General features: G+C 43.9%; 17 protein-coding genes and 1 pseudogene. 8 read left to right on the forward strand and 10 right to left on the reverse strand.

Annotated elements, in window-relative coordinates; genetic code table 11:
* Window positions 1-4: 4 nt before the first annotated feature.
* Both BK127_RS24675 and BK127_RS24680 read right to left on the reverse strand, forming a co-directional pair.
* Window positions 5-883: a carbohydrate ABC transporter permease gene (locus tag BK127_RS24675; RefSeq protein WP_256711433.1), complete on the reverse strand. Its 879-nt coding sequence runs from the start codon at window positions 881-883 to the stop codon at window positions 5-7.
* A 37-nt stretch (window positions 884-920) separates the two neighbouring features.
* Window positions 921-1,898 carry a tyrosine-protein phosphatase gene (locus BK127_RS24680; protein ID WP_179097588.1) on the reverse strand — a complete coding sequence of 326 codons (978 nt, stop codon included), beginning with the start codon at window positions 1,896-1,898 and terminating at the stop codon, window positions 921-923.
* Between the two features lie 255 nt (window positions 1,899-2,153).
* Here BK127_RS24680 and BK127_RS24685 point away from each other — a divergent pair, with 255 nt between their 5' ends.
* The 3 genes from BK127_RS24685 to nagA all read left to right on the forward strand — a co-directional run bounded on the left by BK127_RS24685 (window position 2,154) and on the right by nagA (window position 5,027).
* The gene (locus BK127_RS24685) at window positions 2,154-2,810 is read left to right on the forward strand and encodes a GntR family transcriptional regulator (protein ID WP_076234175.1); all 657 of its coding nucleotides are present in this window, start codon (window positions 2,154-2,156) and stop codon (window positions 2,808-2,810) included.
* 284 nt (window positions 2,811-3,094) lie between these two features.
* Window positions 3,095-3,889, forward strand: a complete 795-nt coding sequence (locus BK127_RS24690) for a DeoR/GlpR family DNA-binding transcription regulator (RefSeq protein WP_076234176.1) — start codon at window positions 3,095-3,097, stop codon at window positions 3,887-3,889.
* A complete protein-coding gene (gene nagA, locus BK127_RS24695; protein ID WP_076234177.1) occupies window positions 3,879-5,027 on the forward strand; it encodes an N-acetylglucosamine-6-phosphate deacetylase in 1,149 nt (382 codons plus the stop codon). Before BK127_RS24690 ends, nagA begins: the two co-directional genes overlap by 11 nt.
* Window positions 5,028-5,206: 179 nt before the next feature.
* Here nagA and BK127_RS24700 read toward each other — a convergent pair whose 3' ends face one another.
* Entirely contained in the window at window positions 5,207-6,034 is an 828-nt protein-coding gene (locus BK127_RS24700) for a helix-turn-helix transcriptional regulator (RefSeq protein ID WP_076234178.1), read from the reverse strand.
* 116 nt (window positions 6,035-6,150) lie between these two features.
* Here BK127_RS24700 and BK127_RS24705 point away from each other — a divergent pair, with 116 nt between their 5' ends.
* Window positions 6,151-6,999, forward strand: coding sequence for an NAD-dependent epimerase/dehydratase family protein (locus BK127_RS24705; protein WP_076234179.1), 849 nt, complete (start codon window positions 6,151-6,153; stop codon window positions 6,997-6,999).
* Between the two features lie 78 nt (window positions 7,000-7,077).
* Here the strand turns inward: BK127_RS24705 and BK127_RS24710 are convergent, their stop codons facing one another.
* From BK127_RS24710 to BK127_RS24735, 6 genes and pseudogenes are all read right to left on the reverse strand, one after another.
* On the reverse strand, window positions 7,078-7,542 hold the full coding sequence (locus BK127_RS24710; RefSeq protein ID WP_076234180.1) for a hypothetical protein: 465 nt from the start codon (window positions 7,540-7,542) through the stop codon (window positions 7,078-7,080).
* Window positions 7,543-7,727: 185 nt separating this feature from the next.
* On the reverse strand, window positions 7,728-8,834 hold the full coding sequence (locus tag BK127_RS24715) for a hypothetical protein (protein ID WP_076234181.1): 1,107 nt from the start codon (window positions 8,832-8,834) through the stop codon (window positions 7,728-7,730).
* Entirely contained in the window at window positions 8,831-9,427 is a 597-nt protein-coding gene (locus BK127_RS24720; RefSeq protein ID WP_076234182.1) for a 5-bromo-4-chloroindolyl phosphate hydrolysis family protein, read from the reverse strand. Before BK127_RS24720 ends, BK127_RS24715 begins: the two co-directional genes overlap by 4 nt.
* Window positions 9,424-11,007, reverse strand: coding sequence for a vWA domain-containing protein (locus BK127_RS24725; RefSeq protein WP_076234183.1), 1,584 nt, complete (start codon window positions 11,005-11,007; stop codon window positions 9,424-9,426). The genes BK127_RS24720 and BK127_RS24725 overlap by 4 nt, the downstream gene beginning before the upstream one ends.
* 124 nt (window positions 11,008-11,131) lie before the next feature.
* Entirely contained in the window at window positions 11,132-12,301 is a 1,170-nt protein-coding gene (locus BK127_RS24730; RefSeq protein ID WP_076234184.1) for an MFS transporter, read from the reverse strand.
* A gap of 77 nt (window positions 12,302-12,378) precedes the next feature.
* Window positions 12,379-12,588, reverse strand: a pseudogene (locus BK127_RS24735) (ArsR/SmtB family transcription factor); the annotation flags it as partial.
* Window positions 12,589-12,800: 212 nt separating this feature from the next.
* Here BK127_RS24735 and glsA point away from each other — a divergent pair.
* The 3 genes from glsA to BK127_RS24750 all read left to right on the forward strand — a co-directional run bounded on the left by glsA (window position 12,801) and on the right by BK127_RS24750 (window position 16,129).
* Window positions 12,801-13,745 carry a glutaminase A gene (glsA, locus tag BK127_RS24740; protein WP_076234186.1) on the forward strand — a complete coding sequence of 315 codons (945 nt, stop codon included), beginning with the start codon at window positions 12,801-12,803 and terminating at the stop codon, window positions 13,743-13,745.
* A gap of 271 nt (window positions 13,746-14,016) precedes the next feature.
* Window positions 14,017-14,880: an alpha/beta fold hydrolase gene (locus tag BK127_RS24745; protein ID WP_076234187.1), complete on the forward strand. Its 864-nt coding sequence runs from the start codon at window positions 14,017-14,019 to the stop codon at window positions 14,878-14,880.
* Window positions 14,881-15,079: 199 nt separating this feature from the next.
* Window positions 15,080-16,129 carry a DJ-1/PfpI family protein gene (locus tag BK127_RS24750; protein ID WP_076234188.1) on the forward strand — a complete coding sequence of 350 codons (1,050 nt, stop codon included), beginning with the start codon at window positions 15,080-15,082 and terminating at the stop codon, window positions 16,127-16,129.
* Here the strand turns inward: BK127_RS24750 and BK127_RS24755 are convergent.
* Window positions 16,116-16,709 carry a TetR/AcrR family transcriptional regulator gene (locus BK127_RS24755; RefSeq protein WP_076234189.1) on the reverse strand — a complete coding sequence of 198 codons (594 nt, stop codon included), beginning with the start codon at window positions 16,707-16,709 and terminating at the stop codon, window positions 16,116-16,118. The genes BK127_RS24750 and BK127_RS24755 overlap by 14 nt on opposite strands.
* Window positions 16,710-16,816: 107 nt before the next feature.
* On the opposite strand from BK127_RS24755, the gene BK127_RS24760 reads away from it, so the two are divergent.
* A complete protein-coding gene (locus BK127_RS24760) occupies window positions 16,817-17,461 on the forward strand; it encodes a DUF2306 domain-containing protein (protein WP_076234190.1) in 645 nt (214 codons plus the stop codon).
* Window positions 17,462-17,593: the final 132 nt, after the last annotated feature.

Genomic DNA, 17,593 nt, shown 5'->3' on the forward strand with positions numbered 1-17,593 from the left:
TTGTTTAATGGTAATGAACCCGGGAACGTAGTATCAGGAAGTTCGCAATCGTCACAATGGATACAATCACAAACAGGATCACAGCTCCAGTCGAAGCCTCACCAAATTTATAAAATTCGAATCCCGTTTGATAAATCCAGTAGACTAGCACATTCGAAGAGTTCGCTGGCCCTCCGCTTGTCAGAACTTTGACGGAATCAAACACTTGTAAAGAGCTGATGATATTCACAGTCAGCATGAAAAAGAGCGTTGGCGATAACAAAGGAATAATAATTTTGGTAACTATTCGGACAGGATTTGCACTATCCAAACGTGCGGCTTCTAGCACGGGTATCGGAATAGCGTGCATGCCCGCAATAATGAGCAAAATATTAAATCCGAGACTTTTCCATATGGCCACCAGAATCAATGACATCAACGAAGTGGCCGGACTATCGATCCATAGTAACGTGGGCAAGTGAAGCGATTGGAGTATCATGTTCAATAACCCATAATCCTTATCCATCATCCACATCCATAATAAAGATATGGATACTAATGGGATGATATGGGGCGTGAACACCGCAGTCTGAACAAATTGATGCAGTTTTCCGGGACGATTCAACAGAACTGCCAGGATAAGCGATAAAGTACAGGAAATAGAGACCGTAAAAAATGAATAGAAGAACGAATTTCGTAAAACCTGCAAGAAATCTTGTGATTGTGCTAAGCTCAAGTAGTTCTGTACGTCAACAAACTTCCACGTATTGCTTAGCAGATCAACTTTGTAAAGACTAAGATAGAATAGGTAAATAACGGGATAAACCGTAAACACGAGACACCCGATCAATGCAGGCAAGATGTAAAGAAAGGGTCTGTAATCGATACGATGGCTCCGAGTCAAATTTGTTCTCTCCTTTGGCATAAGAGTTATAAGTCGATTAAGTGTCGGTTAATAACATGTCTTGAAGCTGTTCCCGATTCGAAGCTGTTAAACCGACCGCTTCTTCCAAATAACGGTCGATGTCCCCGTAACGTATATGGATTTCATCGAATGCAGCCTGAAGGTACTCTTGTCTCGCTTGCATCACAGCCCATAGAACATCCCAATCCTCTTCATGCGTAAGCTTCGGTTTAAGGAGAGCTAGGGTTTGTAGATCCGCTTCTTCTCTGTACGTATTGGTAAGTAGATAGTCTTCCATTATGGTTTGTTTCGGGACACCCAACGCCAGTAGAACAATCGCCGATCCGAAGCCTGTGCGATCCTTTCCGGCGGCGCAATGCTGTACCATCGGCAGATGGCCGGGCGTTAACAGAAGTTCGAACAAGGTGGCAAATGACTTCGTAAAATCGGAAACATACCGCTGATTGGCAATTGTCAACATTTCACCCGTTGGGCCCAGTAAATGAAGCTTGTCCATGGTGATCATGTCCATATAGTTCATTCGTGAACGATGCCTTGGAGATTTAACTTCAATAGGAATTCCAAATTGCTGAGCATCCCCGATTGATGGGTTTGGTTTTAATTTCGCCTCGTATTCTGCTCGGTAATCGCAAATCATCTTCAGTCCGCAATGCTGTAAGTACAGCCGGTCAGCCTCAGTCAAACCTATCAGTTCTTCTGATCGATAAAGCAATCCCCATTTAATATAACGCCCGTCAGTCGTTGCATATCCGCCCATATCGCGAAAATTCATGGAGCCTTGGAGCGGTAATCTCCTTTCGCTTGTAATTCGAGCTCCCCCGAACTCAGACTTCAATTTAAAATATGTTCTTCGTCCAGGATGCGGGTCATCGAATGATAATGACGAAACACCTGCAGACGTTTCATCCAATTCTTCATTTACATCAATCGGCGACACCCCAGTAAAAACCTTCACTTTTCCCAATGCCATTTCCTTGTTCCATTGAATGTGCATTCGGTTTCCAATACGATTTACTTCTATGTTTGATAATTGAATCTCCATTACTTTATAGTACCCCTTTCTTATGTATCCATTATTGTATACATATTAGTGTACAATTCATTTGTTAAATGAATATCATCGTTTAATGAAGAATTTATTAATGAAAATGCCACCGCCAGCAGTGGACTCAGATTCGTTTTTTATTGCAACATCGAGTCAAACCGTGTAGAATTCTAGTGAGATAAAGCTGAAGGGAACATTTTGACAATGCCCAAATTATCCTTAGAGTCTATTGCCTATACAAATATTCGCCAAAAGATTATCTCTTGCGAGTACTTGCCTGGAACGGTATTATCCGAAAACGAGCTTGCCATCGAATTTAATATGAGTCGCACTCCGATTCGTTCCGCACTCTCTCATTTGGAATCAGAAGGATTTATCGTTTCCTTCAACAAACGGGGCATCTTGGTGAAGGATATCTCGCATAAAGAACTCGTACACATCTATGAATCGATTTTGGCCCTGCAATTGTACGTGCTGGATCAAGCCGTATTACGTCAATACACATTTGATGAAAAGAAATTAAAATCATATCTGGAAATACAGATAGAAGCCAGCCAAAAAAATGATTATAAGGTATACATCGAAAATTCCGTTTTGTTCAGACGAACTGTCATTTCCGCAGCGAACAACGATACGATGCTGAATATGATCGATTCCTACAAAGACAAGGTCATAATGAAATCATTACTTCATTGGAAACAAACACCCCATCTGCAGCACTACTCTGCAAATCGAATCAATCAATCGGTATACGAATCAATACTTAAAGGGAATTTCGGAGAAGCCAAACAATCACTGATCGAAGCCTTTGAAAAGATCCTATATCGGACTGCGATGGATGTTCCGGGGTTTGATAGCTAAAGCAAGTGCCCCCCTTAGAATCCACATTGGAATAAACTCAAAGTTTATCCAATGTGAACTCTAAGGGGGGCACTTTTTGCGAGTGGTAAACTCGGTAAGCAGCCAACATTGATTTGTAAATCAAATATTTCATAAGCTCAACCAGAACTTACTGGATGCCCAACTTCGTGTATGTAAGCATATATCGGCCGATTGAAAAATTCAACAAAATACTTATATCTACTTAAATTATACTTTAATATACTTAAATTATATGATAAAGTTACTTACAAGAGGTGAGATTGATGTATCAAGAAGAACGATTACTGAAAATACTCGACTATATTAATATACATCACGCGATGAGTGTTATGGATATCTGTTCTCTTTTAGATGTATCTAGGGATACAGCCCGAAGAGATATTGTTAAATTAGTACAAGAAGGAGTTGTTATCCGTACACATGGAGGTGTCGCTCTGCCTCAATTGCAGAAGGAAATAGCCACGTATCAGGAACGTTTAATTGACGAAACAGACAGTAAAAGAACCATTGGGAAGTTAGCAGCTAAACTGGTCCAGGATCGGGAAACAGTCATTTTAGACGTATCAACTACGGTACAGTCTGTAGCAGAGCAAATTACAGCTAAAAACATTACGGCTATCACACATTCCATTGATATTGTAGGGATTCTGGCAGGTCGGGAAGATCTGCAAGTTTATGTGCTCGGCGGCTATTTACATGCCCAAAATCGGTTATTATTCGGACCCTCCGTCATCGATAAGCTAAGAGAATTAAGAGCTGATAAGGCATTTATCGGAGCTACAGCTATACGAGCCGATGGGCTTTACTTTCCTTACGAAGATGATGTTTCTGTTAAAAAAGAGATGGCCCGCAGATCGGATCAGGTAATTGTTGTCGCAGATTTCACGAAGTTTACGAGCAAGTCGGTTTATCGTTTAGATTTTGACTTTGTAGACATTTTGATTACCGATCAAGAGGTGCCTATCGAAATAAGAGAAGTACTTCATAATAAAAATATAACGATTATTCAATGTGCGGAGAAAGACAAATTCGAGGAGGATTACAGAGATGAGTCTTAAAATTTTACACAATGTAAACGTGATTCAAGAAGATAACTCTCGTTTATCTGCGGTACTTTGGATACGTGACGGAATTATTGAAAAGATAGAAAGTGGTCTGTCTTCTCTTCCTGAGGGCGAATATGAACTTATGGATGGTCAAGGACATTTATTAATACCAGGCATGATCGATGTTCATATTCACGGTGCCAACGGGTTTGATATGATGGATGGAAGTGAGACGAGTATTCAAGAGGTGTCTCGGGCTTGTGCACAAACAGGCTGCACCTCGTTCCTGGTCACTTCCGTCAGCTCGACTATTGAACAATTATTAACTATGATTCGTAGTGTGAAACGTGTCATAGGGCATGAAGTCGGGGCCAAAATTGCAGGGCTTCATCTAGAGGGTCCTTACCTGAATCCGAAGCGTAAAGGTATGCAAAACGAACGGTTTTTACGACATCCGAACCTTACTGAAATGAAAGAAATTTTTAACGAAGCAGATGGACTAATTAAGATGGTTACAATAGCTCCCGAATTACCTGGTGGGATGGAACTCATCTCCTTTCTGAAGGAAATGGGCGTAGTTATCGCGGTCGCCCATTCGGATGCCACATACGAGGAGGCCAAGCAAGCCTTTGAAGCAGGAGCGAGTCATGTTACGCATTGTTTCAACGGCATGCGTCCGATTCATCATCGGGATCCCGGTCTGGTTGTAGCCGCTTTTGAAGAAGAACATGTAAGTCTCCAAGCGATTGTAGATGGCATTCATTTGCATCCTGCGATCGTTCGAATGATGCATCGTCTGAAAGGACCAGATGGCATGGTACTTATCACTGATGCTTTGCAAGCCATGGGACTAGGTGATGGGAATTATATGTTCGGTGGCCATCATGTTACGGTTTCCGACGGTGTAGCACGCCTGGAGGATGGAACTTTAGCCTCCAGTACGGTTACAATGAATGAGGCACTGCGACTAACCGTAGAAACCGGCATTCCTTTAAAAGACGCGGTTACAATGGCTACAAGATCACCTGCACGAATACTTGGCCTTAATAATACTATAGGTAGTATCTCCATGGGTTTTGATGCTGATCTTGTTTTGTTAGATGAACAATTCCAAGTTCAATGGACAATGATTAAGGGTTATATCGTCTAATTTTCGGGTGGGATGCTGAGCTGGAATATCTTCCTCCAAATTCCCTCATCCCTCATTACGAGGACTGCCGAATCATACCGACAGCCTCGTCCTAGTTGTTTTTGAGCTATCCTTTCCCGATAAAGCCACGATGCCTTAACAAAGCTTTCTGCGCGTTGCCCAGTAACTAACAACTTTCCTTAAGATCTCTGCAAACTCTTCAGATGCTCCGCAGTTGATGATGATGCGGCATAAATCATGATCTTTAGCGCCGGATTGTTTGGTAGCTGTAAAGTCACGTGCTCAAACTCCATCTCCCCGATCAATGGATCGCTCCATCGCTTGTGGCAATCGGTGATAACTTGAACGTCATGCCGCAGCCAACAAGAACGGAACAGTTCACTTATCTGCATAAATTCCTCTATCAGTTCCTTAAACCTCGCGTCATGTTGGAAGTATGCGTAATCTGCTCGAAACCGTGCAATCATGACATGTGCTTTTGCTTCCCAATCCTTGTTGTTCATTTGAAGCGATGGATCAGTCAAAAACCGTCTTAACCAATTGGGCCGCTGCTGTATCCCCTTAGAGAATGCCGGCAGTCTGAACACAACCTCCGCCGCTTTGTTCCACATCAACAAATCCCAACTTCTCCCCAATATAAAAGCAGGATTAGGTTCAAGAGCAAGCACTGTTCGCTCCAAACCGGTACTCACCTCTTGATCCACTTCATCTTTCTCTAAATCTACTGGCCTTACCAGCATGCGGAGATGGCGTCGCTCATCCACGGACAATCGTAATCCTTCGGACAAGCTATCCAGTACCTGCTCGGATGGATTTACTACTCTGCCCTGTTCCAATGAGGTATACCACGAAGTGCCTATATGGGCAAGTTGGGCTACCTCTTCACGTCGAAGTCCAGGTGTTCGGCGTCGACCATATGAAGGTAATCCCACTTCTTCGGGAGTAAGGCGCTCTCGACGTGCCCTCAAAAATTCACCCAGCGATTCGTTTGAAGAACTCTTTTTCATAGATTAGTCCCCTTATCCTGACACTGCCAATCGTACGATAAACACAGGAGGGCAGTTGATTCCACGATCTGTAATACTACTAGTATAACACCGACAATATGAGGAGGGCATCGAAAATGAATGTTTTTGTAACTGGAGTAACAGGGAAAATAGGAAGCCGGTTTGTACCGCGTTTGCTGCAACACGGTCATAACATTAAAGTTTTGGTTCGCGATGCTGCGAAGGCGGATTCGTTTCAACAGCAAGGGGTCGAGGTTATAGAAGGTGACCTTTTGCAAATAGAGAGTCTCGCAAATGCGTTGCAAGGCATTGATACCGTGGTACATCTGGCAGCACAATTTCGTGGAGTAGATGAAGCAACCGCGAGAAAGTCAAACATCGATGCCAGCATTGGTTTAGCGGAGGCTGCCCTGAAGGCAAACGTTCCAAGATTTGTGTTTGCCAGCACGAATTTAGTGTATGGTGCAGGTAATCATAGCAGACCGAGCCGTGAAGATGATGAGCTGCGACCTGTGTTCCCTTATCCACAAACCAAAGTGACAGCTGAAAAAGATTTGCTTCGGATGCATTGTGAGCAGGGATTAGGGCTTCGTATCTTACGATTTGCTTTTGTTTATGGAGAGTGTGATCCCCATGTCTCGGAATTTCTGCCGATCATGAGTAAATGGAACCCTGCCAAACGGCTCCATATGGTGCACCATGCGGATGTAGGACAAGCGCTGCAGCTTGCTACCTCCACATCGGACATAGATGGCCGCATCTATAACGTTGCCGATGACTCGCCCATAACGGTGTCAGAGCTGATACAACTCCATGGTTTTCCCCACCAAGAATTAACGGGATCCTTGCAGCAAGAGTTCAATCCATGGGATATGATTGTAGATACAACACGTATAAGAGACGAATTAAACTATCGTCCGATATTCCCTTCGTTCTATACAGCAAGGGATGCAGGAGCTTTGTAAAAATTCCACTTTTTAGCCCCTTATCCTTTTTGGGGGCTTTCTCCCTAAAGTAAAAAAAACCACGCTGGGCGCAGTTTCTCATTTACCAAATCCACTTTTGTTGTCGTTTCCTTTTCCTTTTCCTTTACTACTATAGAGAGATACTTCTTCTATAATAGAATCTTCTGGTAATCCAAACTCCTTCAATACTTCTTCTAAGACATGATATGCTGGTCTCTCGGTTACTGGATTCTTCATTTCAACCCTGAATTTGTCGGGATAATAACCCTTCACTGCAGCATATTCATAAGTGTTCCACCATTGATTCCTTATATAGTCTACTGCTTCAGCTTGTGACATCGTGGAAATTGACTCAGCATCCTTGCTTATGTTGATCTCTACCAAAGTATTTGTGATGCCATACAGGAAGTCACTCTTAGTTCTACGTTTATACACATTCACAACTGTAGTTGTGACATCTAATAGGATGCCGCCATTTACTTTATCTGCGGTAACATCGCCTAAACTGACTATTTTATTGTCGATTGCCTTTACCTCTTGCATGATCTAAGTTCCTTCTCCCCATAATACAATTTTTCTATGGCAACAGTATTTAAATCGCAGCATCTAAAATAGGTTTGGCGCATGTCAGCTGTGGCTCTGTCCAAAGATTCATGGTTAATTATATACGTTAAAAGCAGTATCTTCAAATTTAATTAAGGAAGATGTCGAAATGGCTTATTATGCTTTTAATAATTAAACGCTTCTAACAGTTTTTCCATCGTTTCATAATCGGGAAGCTGCATCACCCTATCAATCGAGGCACTTAGACCCTCCACAGCAAACACTGATATATCCGTTGAATTACCAACGACACCCGTACGAAATCCATACCTCTCCCATGCCAGCTTTTGCACTTCGGTATCCTTTAGAAAAGATATCAGTACCCTCGCCTTCTCATTCAAAGGCACAATGGTATGAACGGACCACAAAGTTGGAGCGGGATACAGCATTCTTGGCATGGCGCTTTGCTGGAGCTGTTTCCAAACCTCGGGATTTTGCTTGGCAAAATAAAGGACATCACTTTCGTAGCCGACAATAATTTTATGGCTGCCTGCTCCTGTTTTCAGATATTCCTCGAACAGCTCGGTAGTCGAAGATTTTTTGAATCCCGATTTGGCAAAAATAGTTTGAATTGCATTCTGTACTCCAGGAATCGAAGCTTGTGTGATTACATGACCATCACTCAAGGCATCGGCGGCAATCGCGGCATAGGAGTTGCCAGAGTTGGATTTTTTCGGATCGGAAGTATCAACCACAATAGGACCATAAAGCTCTGTTAATCCGATATCCGACCATTTTTTATCGTCCATAACGAGCTGCAGCAGCTTTTTATTGTCCAGAGTCAGGGAACGATCGGTTTGTTGCTGGACGATCCCCAGCTGTTCAAGCGGACGCACCACCCTCTCCCAGCTATAATAGACGAGCGGTGTACGAAATACCTCTTCCGTGCCATTTATTTTAGTAAGACTCTTGAGTTTCTCCACCACAGTTTGGCTGGCTGGAAAAACAAAATCATAATCTTTCAATTTCTGCGCATCCGTCATTTCCAATGATCCCGACTTGAAAGTATCCAGGGTGATTCCATATTTGGTTTTCGCCAGCTTTTGAAAATCAGGATCTCCAAACAATGCCTCCTTCTCGCTGCCGATCAGTCCCTTGAGGACTATAGTACTGCTCATTGGTGAATTTCCAGTAGCCATGTTCTGATCTGGTTTCCACACCGTTTTGACTAGAACACTGATGATAATAACCAGTAAAACGAGACTGATTCCGATAACCTGTGCTTTTCTCATTGTACATCCTCCCATTCCAGCATTTGGCTAACTACATCCATTTTGATTGCCAGATCGGACAGGTCATTGATAAGCAGCTTGTTGTATTGTGCGATAAAATTAACCTTGACGCCCTCTAGCACCTCTTCGATCTTACGCAATACCTCATTACTGGAAGCATTGAGGTAGCTTTTGGAGGAAAGCGAAACATAGCGGTTCACCATTTCCAAGGTATTATCCAGGTAGAAGGTCAATAGCTGCTTCGATGCAGGTAGATCGGCTGATTTCTTCTGAATGAGCAGCATGATTTGCATACTGGCTCCAACAATTTCATTCACATCATTTTGGATACGTGGATTGGAAATATGATATGAAGCACTTCGCAGCAGCTCCAGCTTTACCTTGGCAGCTCGAAGCAGTAATTTGGTTTCCTTGGCTGCCGGGTCCGCGGCTGTGAGGATCAAATGCAGGCCCACGTACAGAATCACTCCCAGCACCAGCGATAAAACGATACTGAGATCTATCACGAACATGAAAAACACAAAAGCCCCGGAGCACAATGCAAGTGATAAAAACATCGTAAATTGCGGCAGAGCCATTAAGCGTGAGATCAATTGTATCCCCTCACTTTCTTAAACGCCCCTGTCAGATCGCCACCACTTGGGAAGACGTCGGCATGTGTCAAATTGGAGATAGCCCGCAGCTGCTTTTCATCGGCATCCCCGAACGTAATTGAGAATACAGGAATGTCCTTTCCAAGCGTTGTGTATGCCTGCTGAAAATCATTAATTCGACCACTAGACATCCCGTCCGTCATAAGCACGACGGAAACAACATATTTGTCCGTATCCACCTTGCTTATCAAATTCAGCGCTGCGATGGACGGGTCATAAATGTTCGTTCCCCCGCTTGCACCGAGCTTCTGTATTTTATCCAATAAAGCCGGGAATTGTCCGGGACCTACAGCACTCCACTTATCTATAATGTCCGAATTAAAAGGCATGACTATGATGGTATCCTCAGCAGAGGATTGCAGGAGCACCTGCTTTGCTTTTTCTTGATTCAGCAGCAGCCCCATCGCTTCCTTCACTCCCCGTTCGCCACCATTCGTAGACATGCTGCCGGAATAATCGATGCAAAAGACGGTATATGAAGGCTTTTTAAACAGGGTTTGATACCTATTTAATGCTTCACGAATGACCTCGGGCTCGGGGAATGGGATCGGAGATAAAGTCTTGCTCATATCGATACCCCAATCCGGGTTAAACACTGCTTTGTTTGCCCCTGCCACAATGCCGCCAAAGCCTGTTCTTCTGCCTAATGACAGAATTTCCTTTTGGGTTCCGGCTGACAACAGATAGCCCTGCAGTGACTTAAACCATTCCTCCGTCTCTGCCTTTCCGTTGTTAATATAACCCAGTGAATAGTCCGCTACCGTCAGCCCATTAGTTGGATAGATCAGGTATAAGGGTTCTTTATTAGCGGCAATCAGACTTTTATTCGTCTCGATCAACACGGCTTCGTAATTGACCATTGCGTCAAAATCCGCTTTGAGAAACAGGTCCTTCAGCCATTCTGAGCTGCCGCTCGAACGGTTCACTCCACTTAACAAGCTTTTCATTTTTACTGCTAGCTCTGGTTTCTGCAGATCCTGGATAGTTAGGGTAGATGGATTGTCTAGCATGGCATACAGAAATCCGATATAGGCTGATGCCCCTGAATTGGACTGCGAAGCCGATGTCATCGCAAATTGCAGCTTCTTCTGCTGCACCGCCTCTGCCAGCTGCTGCACCGTTACATCATGACTGACAAAACCCAGCTTCTCCGCTACGCTTTTACGGATACCCCATACGACTGGTGAGGTCATAACCGACTTCTGGTCCTTCACTCGCTTGTTCGTATCTCCCATGGAAATCCACTGTGAATTGGCAAGCCATACAGCATCGTATTCGGAATAATGACTGGAAAGCTCAGACATGCTGTCCACGGATCCTTTAAACACAAATTCAACATCGAAACCTTGTGTGTCCGTAAATTTGTTAATCAGCGGTATCAGTGCTTTGTTCTCGGAGCTTGAAAGGATGCGGAGCTTGGGCTTGCTTGGAGATTGCAAGGCTTGACAGCCTGTAACAACTAGTGAAGTCACAATAATCAACATCAGCGATAATAATACAAACCTTTGATTTTTACACATATAGCGCCCTCCCTGTATGGTAAACATGACATATTATCAGGATACCTTCATAATAAATTAACATGATTATGGGGAGTAACGATTATTGTTAACGCATTGTTAGATATTCGCAAAAATAAAGTTTTTAACTGCCAGAATGTTGATTTTTATTGGAGATTTTTGTTTTTAGCAGAATTAATAAGAAAGCAAGCAGTGCAAGCACAATTCCGCTCCAGATGAGTTGATGAATCCCCAAGTTAGCAATAAACCAACCACCCATCGAGGTCCCTACAGTAATTCCAAGATTGGAAAATGAAACAAACAAGCTATTGCCGAATTCGGGAGCTTCTTTCGCCTCGGCTGTTAGCCATGCTTGACTGACAATAAGCCCGCCGGAATGCACGGCCCCCCATAAGAATACGATCACAACCATCGGAATGAAATAAGAACCCAGATCATAAACGATCAAGTAAATAATCACATATAGCAGAGGAAACATGATAACGGTCTTTGTTAAGCTTTTATGCAAAAAACTGCCAAATAAAAAATTGCCCACAATCATGATGATACCAAAAGCCATCAACATCATACTTATCCATGAGCCGTTCATATGGGTTACTTGACCAAGATATTCAGCAAAATAGCTGTACACAGCAAACATAGCTGCAAAAATAAAAATAACAGTCACGATATTTAACCACAATTGAGGTTTGCGTAATATACCTAGCTGCCCGCCATAAGACATTTTTTCCTTAACAGGCATGGACGGAAGCCAGGCTAGTATCCCGACAAAGGCAATCGTGCTTACCACAGCTCCAAACTGGAAAGCGGCGGCTAACGAAATCTTTTCCGCGAGATACGAAGTCAAAGGCACGCCAAAAGCAAACCCGACCGTAATTCCAGCGAAAACCTTGGTGACCGCACGGCTGCTCTTATCCGGCGGGACAAGTTGGGCTGCGGTCACAAGGGCAACCGAAAAAAAGACGGGATGAACAATAGCGGGGATAATCCGGAAAACCAGCATCACGTCGAAGCTGGTCGTATAGGCATAAACAAGGTTTGAAATCGCAAAAATAAGCACTGTGGTTAATAGAATGACTTTACGATTAATACCGGAAACGAGCAATATCAGGAATGGACCTGAAATAGCAACGACTAACGCAAATATACTTACAAGCCACCCGGCCTGTGAAGTCGAGATATTGAATTTTTGAGTTACCTGGGGCAGAACCCCTATAATCCCCATTTCTGTTGTAATAATGCCGAATACGCCTAAAGCGAGAATCATGATAAGCAAAGGGTTAACCTTTTTCATTTTAATTGTAGCCTCCATTTATATTTACATATACAGAAATATAGATATGTAGTGCCAAAAAAAAAGCTCCTTTCTGTCTATAGATTGTTTGTGATGTACTCGGAAAAAGCCTGTATGGTTTTTTCGTTCCGACGATAGTACGTCCACTTCCCGATTCGCTCGGATTCCAACAAACCAGCTTTTTGCATAGTCAACAAATAACTTGAGATTACAGACTGTGCAAGTCCCGCTTTCGCCTGAATATCCCCCACACATACACCAATACGAAAATTAAGGTCTTGTTGTAGATCTACATTTATAGATTTGTAAATATAAAAGATGCGTCTTTACTACTGATTATCGATTCCCATCAAAATAAAACGCAGTCGCAAGTGTGTGAAACACAGGGTCCCTCCAGCCTTTTTTATGTTTCCTCTTTTTCGAAATGTATGTTTTAATGAAAGGATGACGGCAGCTTTTGTCGAAAAGGATATGAACAGAATTTAAGGAGGAACGGAGCATGACTTCCGTTTGGGAACAATTAGAGAAACAGGTGCCGACATGGCTTGAAGAAAGCCGTAAACAGGCCTGCTCAGGGAACGTAGCTGCCTATATACCAGAGTTGGCTAATGCTCCACGGGAAGCACTTGGCTTCACCATTTTTGATAATACAACACGTATTATCACGGCCGGGGACTACGATATGCGGTTCACCTTGCAGAGTATTTCCAAAGTTTTTACACTACTGCTCGCGTTAATGGACCAAGGGGAAGCTGGTGTGTTCTCCAAAGTCGGAATGGAGCCTACTGGCGACAATTTCAATTCAATGCTGAAGCTGGAGCTGGTAGATCCAGGCATTCCGTTTAATCCTCTAATCAACGCAGGAGCTATTACGGTGTCCTCTCTGATTGCAGGAGCCACTCCTGCCGAGAAGACGAACCGCATTCTTTCCTTTTTCCATGAATTGACCGGAGATCCGACACTTACTTTTAATGACGCTGTTTATCGTTCAGAAACGAATACCGCACATCGCAATCGTTCGCTAGCCTATTTCCTTAAAGCTAACCGTGTTCTTGGAGATGAGGTCGATGTTGAAGAGGTATTGGAGGTTTACTTCAAGCATTGCTCGATAGAAGTTACCTGCTCGCATCTGGCGAGGATGGCACTCGTACTAGCCTTCGACGGCACCGATCCGATGACGGGACGGAAGCTGGTTCCCCGCCGTTACGTGCAAATTGCCAAAACGTTCATGCTGACTTGTGGGATGTACAACGAGTCGGGTGCTTTTGCAATCCGCTCAGGATTACCAGCGAAAAGTGGTGTGTCCGGTGGCATTCTTGCGTTGGTGCCTGGCCACTACGGTATTGGTGTTGTTGGCCCTGCCTTGAACACCAAAGGCAACAGCACTGCTGGTGTTCATCTGCTGGAAACCCTCTCTACCGCTTTTGATTGGAGCATCTTTTAACGATTGACCCTGAACACGAATATCAGCGTACAAAACAAAAACGGCTAACCTCCCATATGAGGCAAACCGTTTTTTATTTTGCAGGAATTCTGCAGGACTATGGAGAGCCGTAAACGTCGCAACGTCTGATGTGAGCGTTCCGCCCGGTTGGTTTATCACCATTTATAAATAGATAACTCAAGTCCAACTATTGGACGGTACTCAAATGGATCTTTTTCACATAGTTTTGTAATGGCGTAATATACGTGTTTCGGGAAAAGGAGTTGGAGTGATGGTGCTGTATAAAAAAGTGAATATCGAGGGATTGACTCTATTTTTTCGTGAGGCCGGGGCTCCGAGCCATCCAACCATTATCCTACTTCATGGATTTCCAAGCTCCTCCCATATGTTCAGGGATTTGATTCCTCTTCTGGCAGATCGATTTCATGTCATCGCTCCTGATTACCCCGGATATGGAAATAGCAGCATGCCTCAAGCAAAAGAATATCCATATACCTTCGAGCATCTATCCATGGTGATCGAAAAGCTTATCCACAAGCTCAATATTTCCCGCTATATATTGTATGTCCATGATTATGGGGGACCGATTGGATTTAGGCTGGCTATACGCAATCCGCACCGCATTCTTGGCTTTGTTATTCAAAATGCCGTGGCCCATGAGGAAGGGCTGGGTAAACCGTTCGATCTCTTTAAAGCACTGTGGGCGAACCGCAACCCGGCAACCGAAGCGGCATTTTCCGAGCTTGTAACTTTTGATTTTACAAAGAAGCAGTATATTACAGGAGCATGCCAACCTTATCTCATTAGCCCTGATGGGTATTCGATGGACCAGTTTTTTCTGGATCGTCCTGGAAATAGCCAAATTCAGCTCGAGCTAGGCTACGATTATAGACACAACGTAGAGCAATACCCTTTATGGCAGCAATATTTGCGGACCTATCAGCCTCCGACACTTGTAACGTGGGGTAAAAATGATTTTATCTTTACGTTGGAGGGGGCCTTCGCCTTTAGCAAAGAATTGAAAAATATCGAAATCTATCTACTATGTGGTGGGCATTTTGTGCTGGAGGAACAAAGCCGTCCTGTTTCCGAGCTTATCAAGCGCTTTTTTGGTCGCCTATATGCTTGGCCGTGAACAGTGAACGATTCGGCCATCGGTTGATTGACCAGCTCTTCCGCGGCAAAATCTATCGTGTATGCAAAGGAATTGGGGGGTTACACAATGTGTTCACAAAAAGATCATAAGAAAGGGTTTGAAAAGCAAGTCGGCTTCGCTTATCATTAAAAGAGACCGGACGGTTCGGTTTTATTTCGTGCCAAGGAGGATGGTCTTTATGCATGTACAAATTGTCTTATTCGATGGATTCGATTTATTGGATGCTCTGGCTCCCTACGAAGTGTTTACAGCAGCCGAGATGTTGTCGGGAGGTGCGGTAACTGCTCAACTCGTATCAGCAGAAGGTATCAGGAATGTATCAAGCGGTACTAATGGGCTGCAAATCGCAACAAGTGGTATGATAGATCCAAGTAAATCCAGCATCATTCTTGTACCCGGGGCCTCTGGAAGCATGGTCGGCGATGGACCTGACTCCGTTGTCTCGTTACTACAGAGAGCTTCAGAAACCCAATTGACTACTCTGGTAAGGAAAGCTTTTGGCAAACCCGGAATCACGATTGCAACCGTCTGTGGAGGTTCTCTCTTACTTGCCATGAGCGGGATGCTGGAAGGCAGACATGCTGTCACCCATCATCAGGGAATGGATGCTCTTAGTGCGACTGGAGCTATTCCTGTGACGGCTCGGGTAGTGGATGACGGCGACTTGGTTACAGGCGGAAGCGTAACTTCGGGTCTGGACACAGCCCTGTACCTGATTGAGCGTGAATTGGGGCCGAGAATGGCTCATGCGGTGGAGCAACTGTTTGAATATGAAAGGCGTGGAACGGTCTGGCAAGCTCGCGGACTCGCTCCAATAGCGGAAGTGTCGCCGTCCAGCCCCGAGTCGGACCTATCCCCGCAAATATCCGGTCTTGAAGAAGCGACTGACGGAGACGAGCCTAACTTCGAGGGTGTGTGGTCTGTAGTTATTGCAACTCCAATCGGCAAAATGAAGGTAACCCTCACCATTAGCAAAGTTAATGGACAGGTATGCGGCATTGCTGAACAGGCCGGTGAAGTAGTGGACTTCATGGAGCCAGTTATACAAGACAACCAGCTTTCTTGGCTGCTGCGGGTAACGAAGCCTATGCGATTGAATTTAAGGTTCCATGTTCACGTTCACGGTAACCAAATGTTGGGAACGGCAAAAGCCGGTATGCTGCCTGCTTTGAAGGTGACAGGTGAACGACTGGAGAACGCAGAGCAAAACAACCTTACGCAGGTTTGAATGTCAATAACCATCGTTGAATTTGGTTCCTTGCATAGCGGACATGTTTATTATCGAGCGTAAGCCTGCTTGACATAATCGCCCCTTCAATAGACGAAAAAATAAAGGAAGCCGCCGACTCCGTGTCCATGTCAGCACTGAACTCCCCGGTAACGGTACCCTGCTCAAGCAGCCTCTGGATAAATGCAAGCATTTGTCGGTAAGCATCCATGGCTTGATCACGCAGCACCGGAAAGGAATGATCACTCTCAACAGCTGTATTCAGAAAAGGACAGCCTCCTTGAAGGGGTGGATTATGCACCGTATCGCTGTACACATCGCACATCGCCAGTATGGCATCGGTCGAAGTGTGGCAATTCTGTATCGCCCGGGAAAAGTGTTCCCAGAGTACTTCTCCTGCATATTTGAATGCTTCCATAGCAATATCGTCTTTGCTGGAAAAGTTGCGGTATATGCCACCTTTGGTCAATTGGGTCGCATCCATAATATCCTGCATGGTCGTTGCCGCATATCCTTTCTGGTTGAACAGCTCCGCCGATTTCATAATAATATGCAGCTTTGTTTTATCACCTTTACGCATAGCCAATATCCTTTCGAGAATCGATAGATTCTGTATGACTTGTTTTCAGTAAATCATAGCACAATTGGGTACGATAAGGCCAAAAATGAGGGGGAATAGAGAATACAATGTTAAAATCAAGGAGCTATTATTTAATCATGCTCGCCATTATCGTTTGTTTTATTGTCTACGTGATTTATATGAATTTTATATATGATCCACAAGCTGCTAGTTTCCTGGATCACAAACTGAACAAGAAATTCAATGCCCCTGTTTGGTTAAATGTGATGTATGTCCATGTCCTGTGTGCTTGCCTGGCCATGGTATCGGGAGCCATTAATTTCTCCCAGACGATTTTAAGGAATTACCGCAAGCTTCATAAAATTAACGGTTATGTGTATCTAGCCGCTGTTATTATAGTAGACGTCACATCCGGTTATATGGCTCCCTTTGCCACTGGAGGAAAAGCTGTCAGCATAGCGTTCAATTTGTTGAATATCGTTTGGCCAATCATGACCGTTATCGCGATTTTGAAAATTAGAAAAAAACAAGTAAAGGCTCATCGCAAGTGGATGACGCGCAGCTATGCTTTTTGTTTTACGAATCTGTTCATACATACGATCACATATATACTTCATGACGGTATAGGGATTGGGTTTGTAACCAGTTATACAATGGGTGTGTATGGCTCGCTGCTGCTGCTTCCGATCATTGCTGAAATCATAAATATAAAGTTCCATAGCTCAACTCCTTCAGAACCAAAATTCAATTAACCGTACAGACGATCCATTGCCAAACTGATTAGTACAAAAACAGAACATATGTTCTCAGCTTGTCGAGAAACCCGGACATTTTAAAAATACCGGGTTTCTCTTTTTGTTTTGCACGTATCAAATCGAGAAATC

It is taken from the genome of Paenibacillus sp. FSL H7-0331 (genome assembly GCF_001956045.1).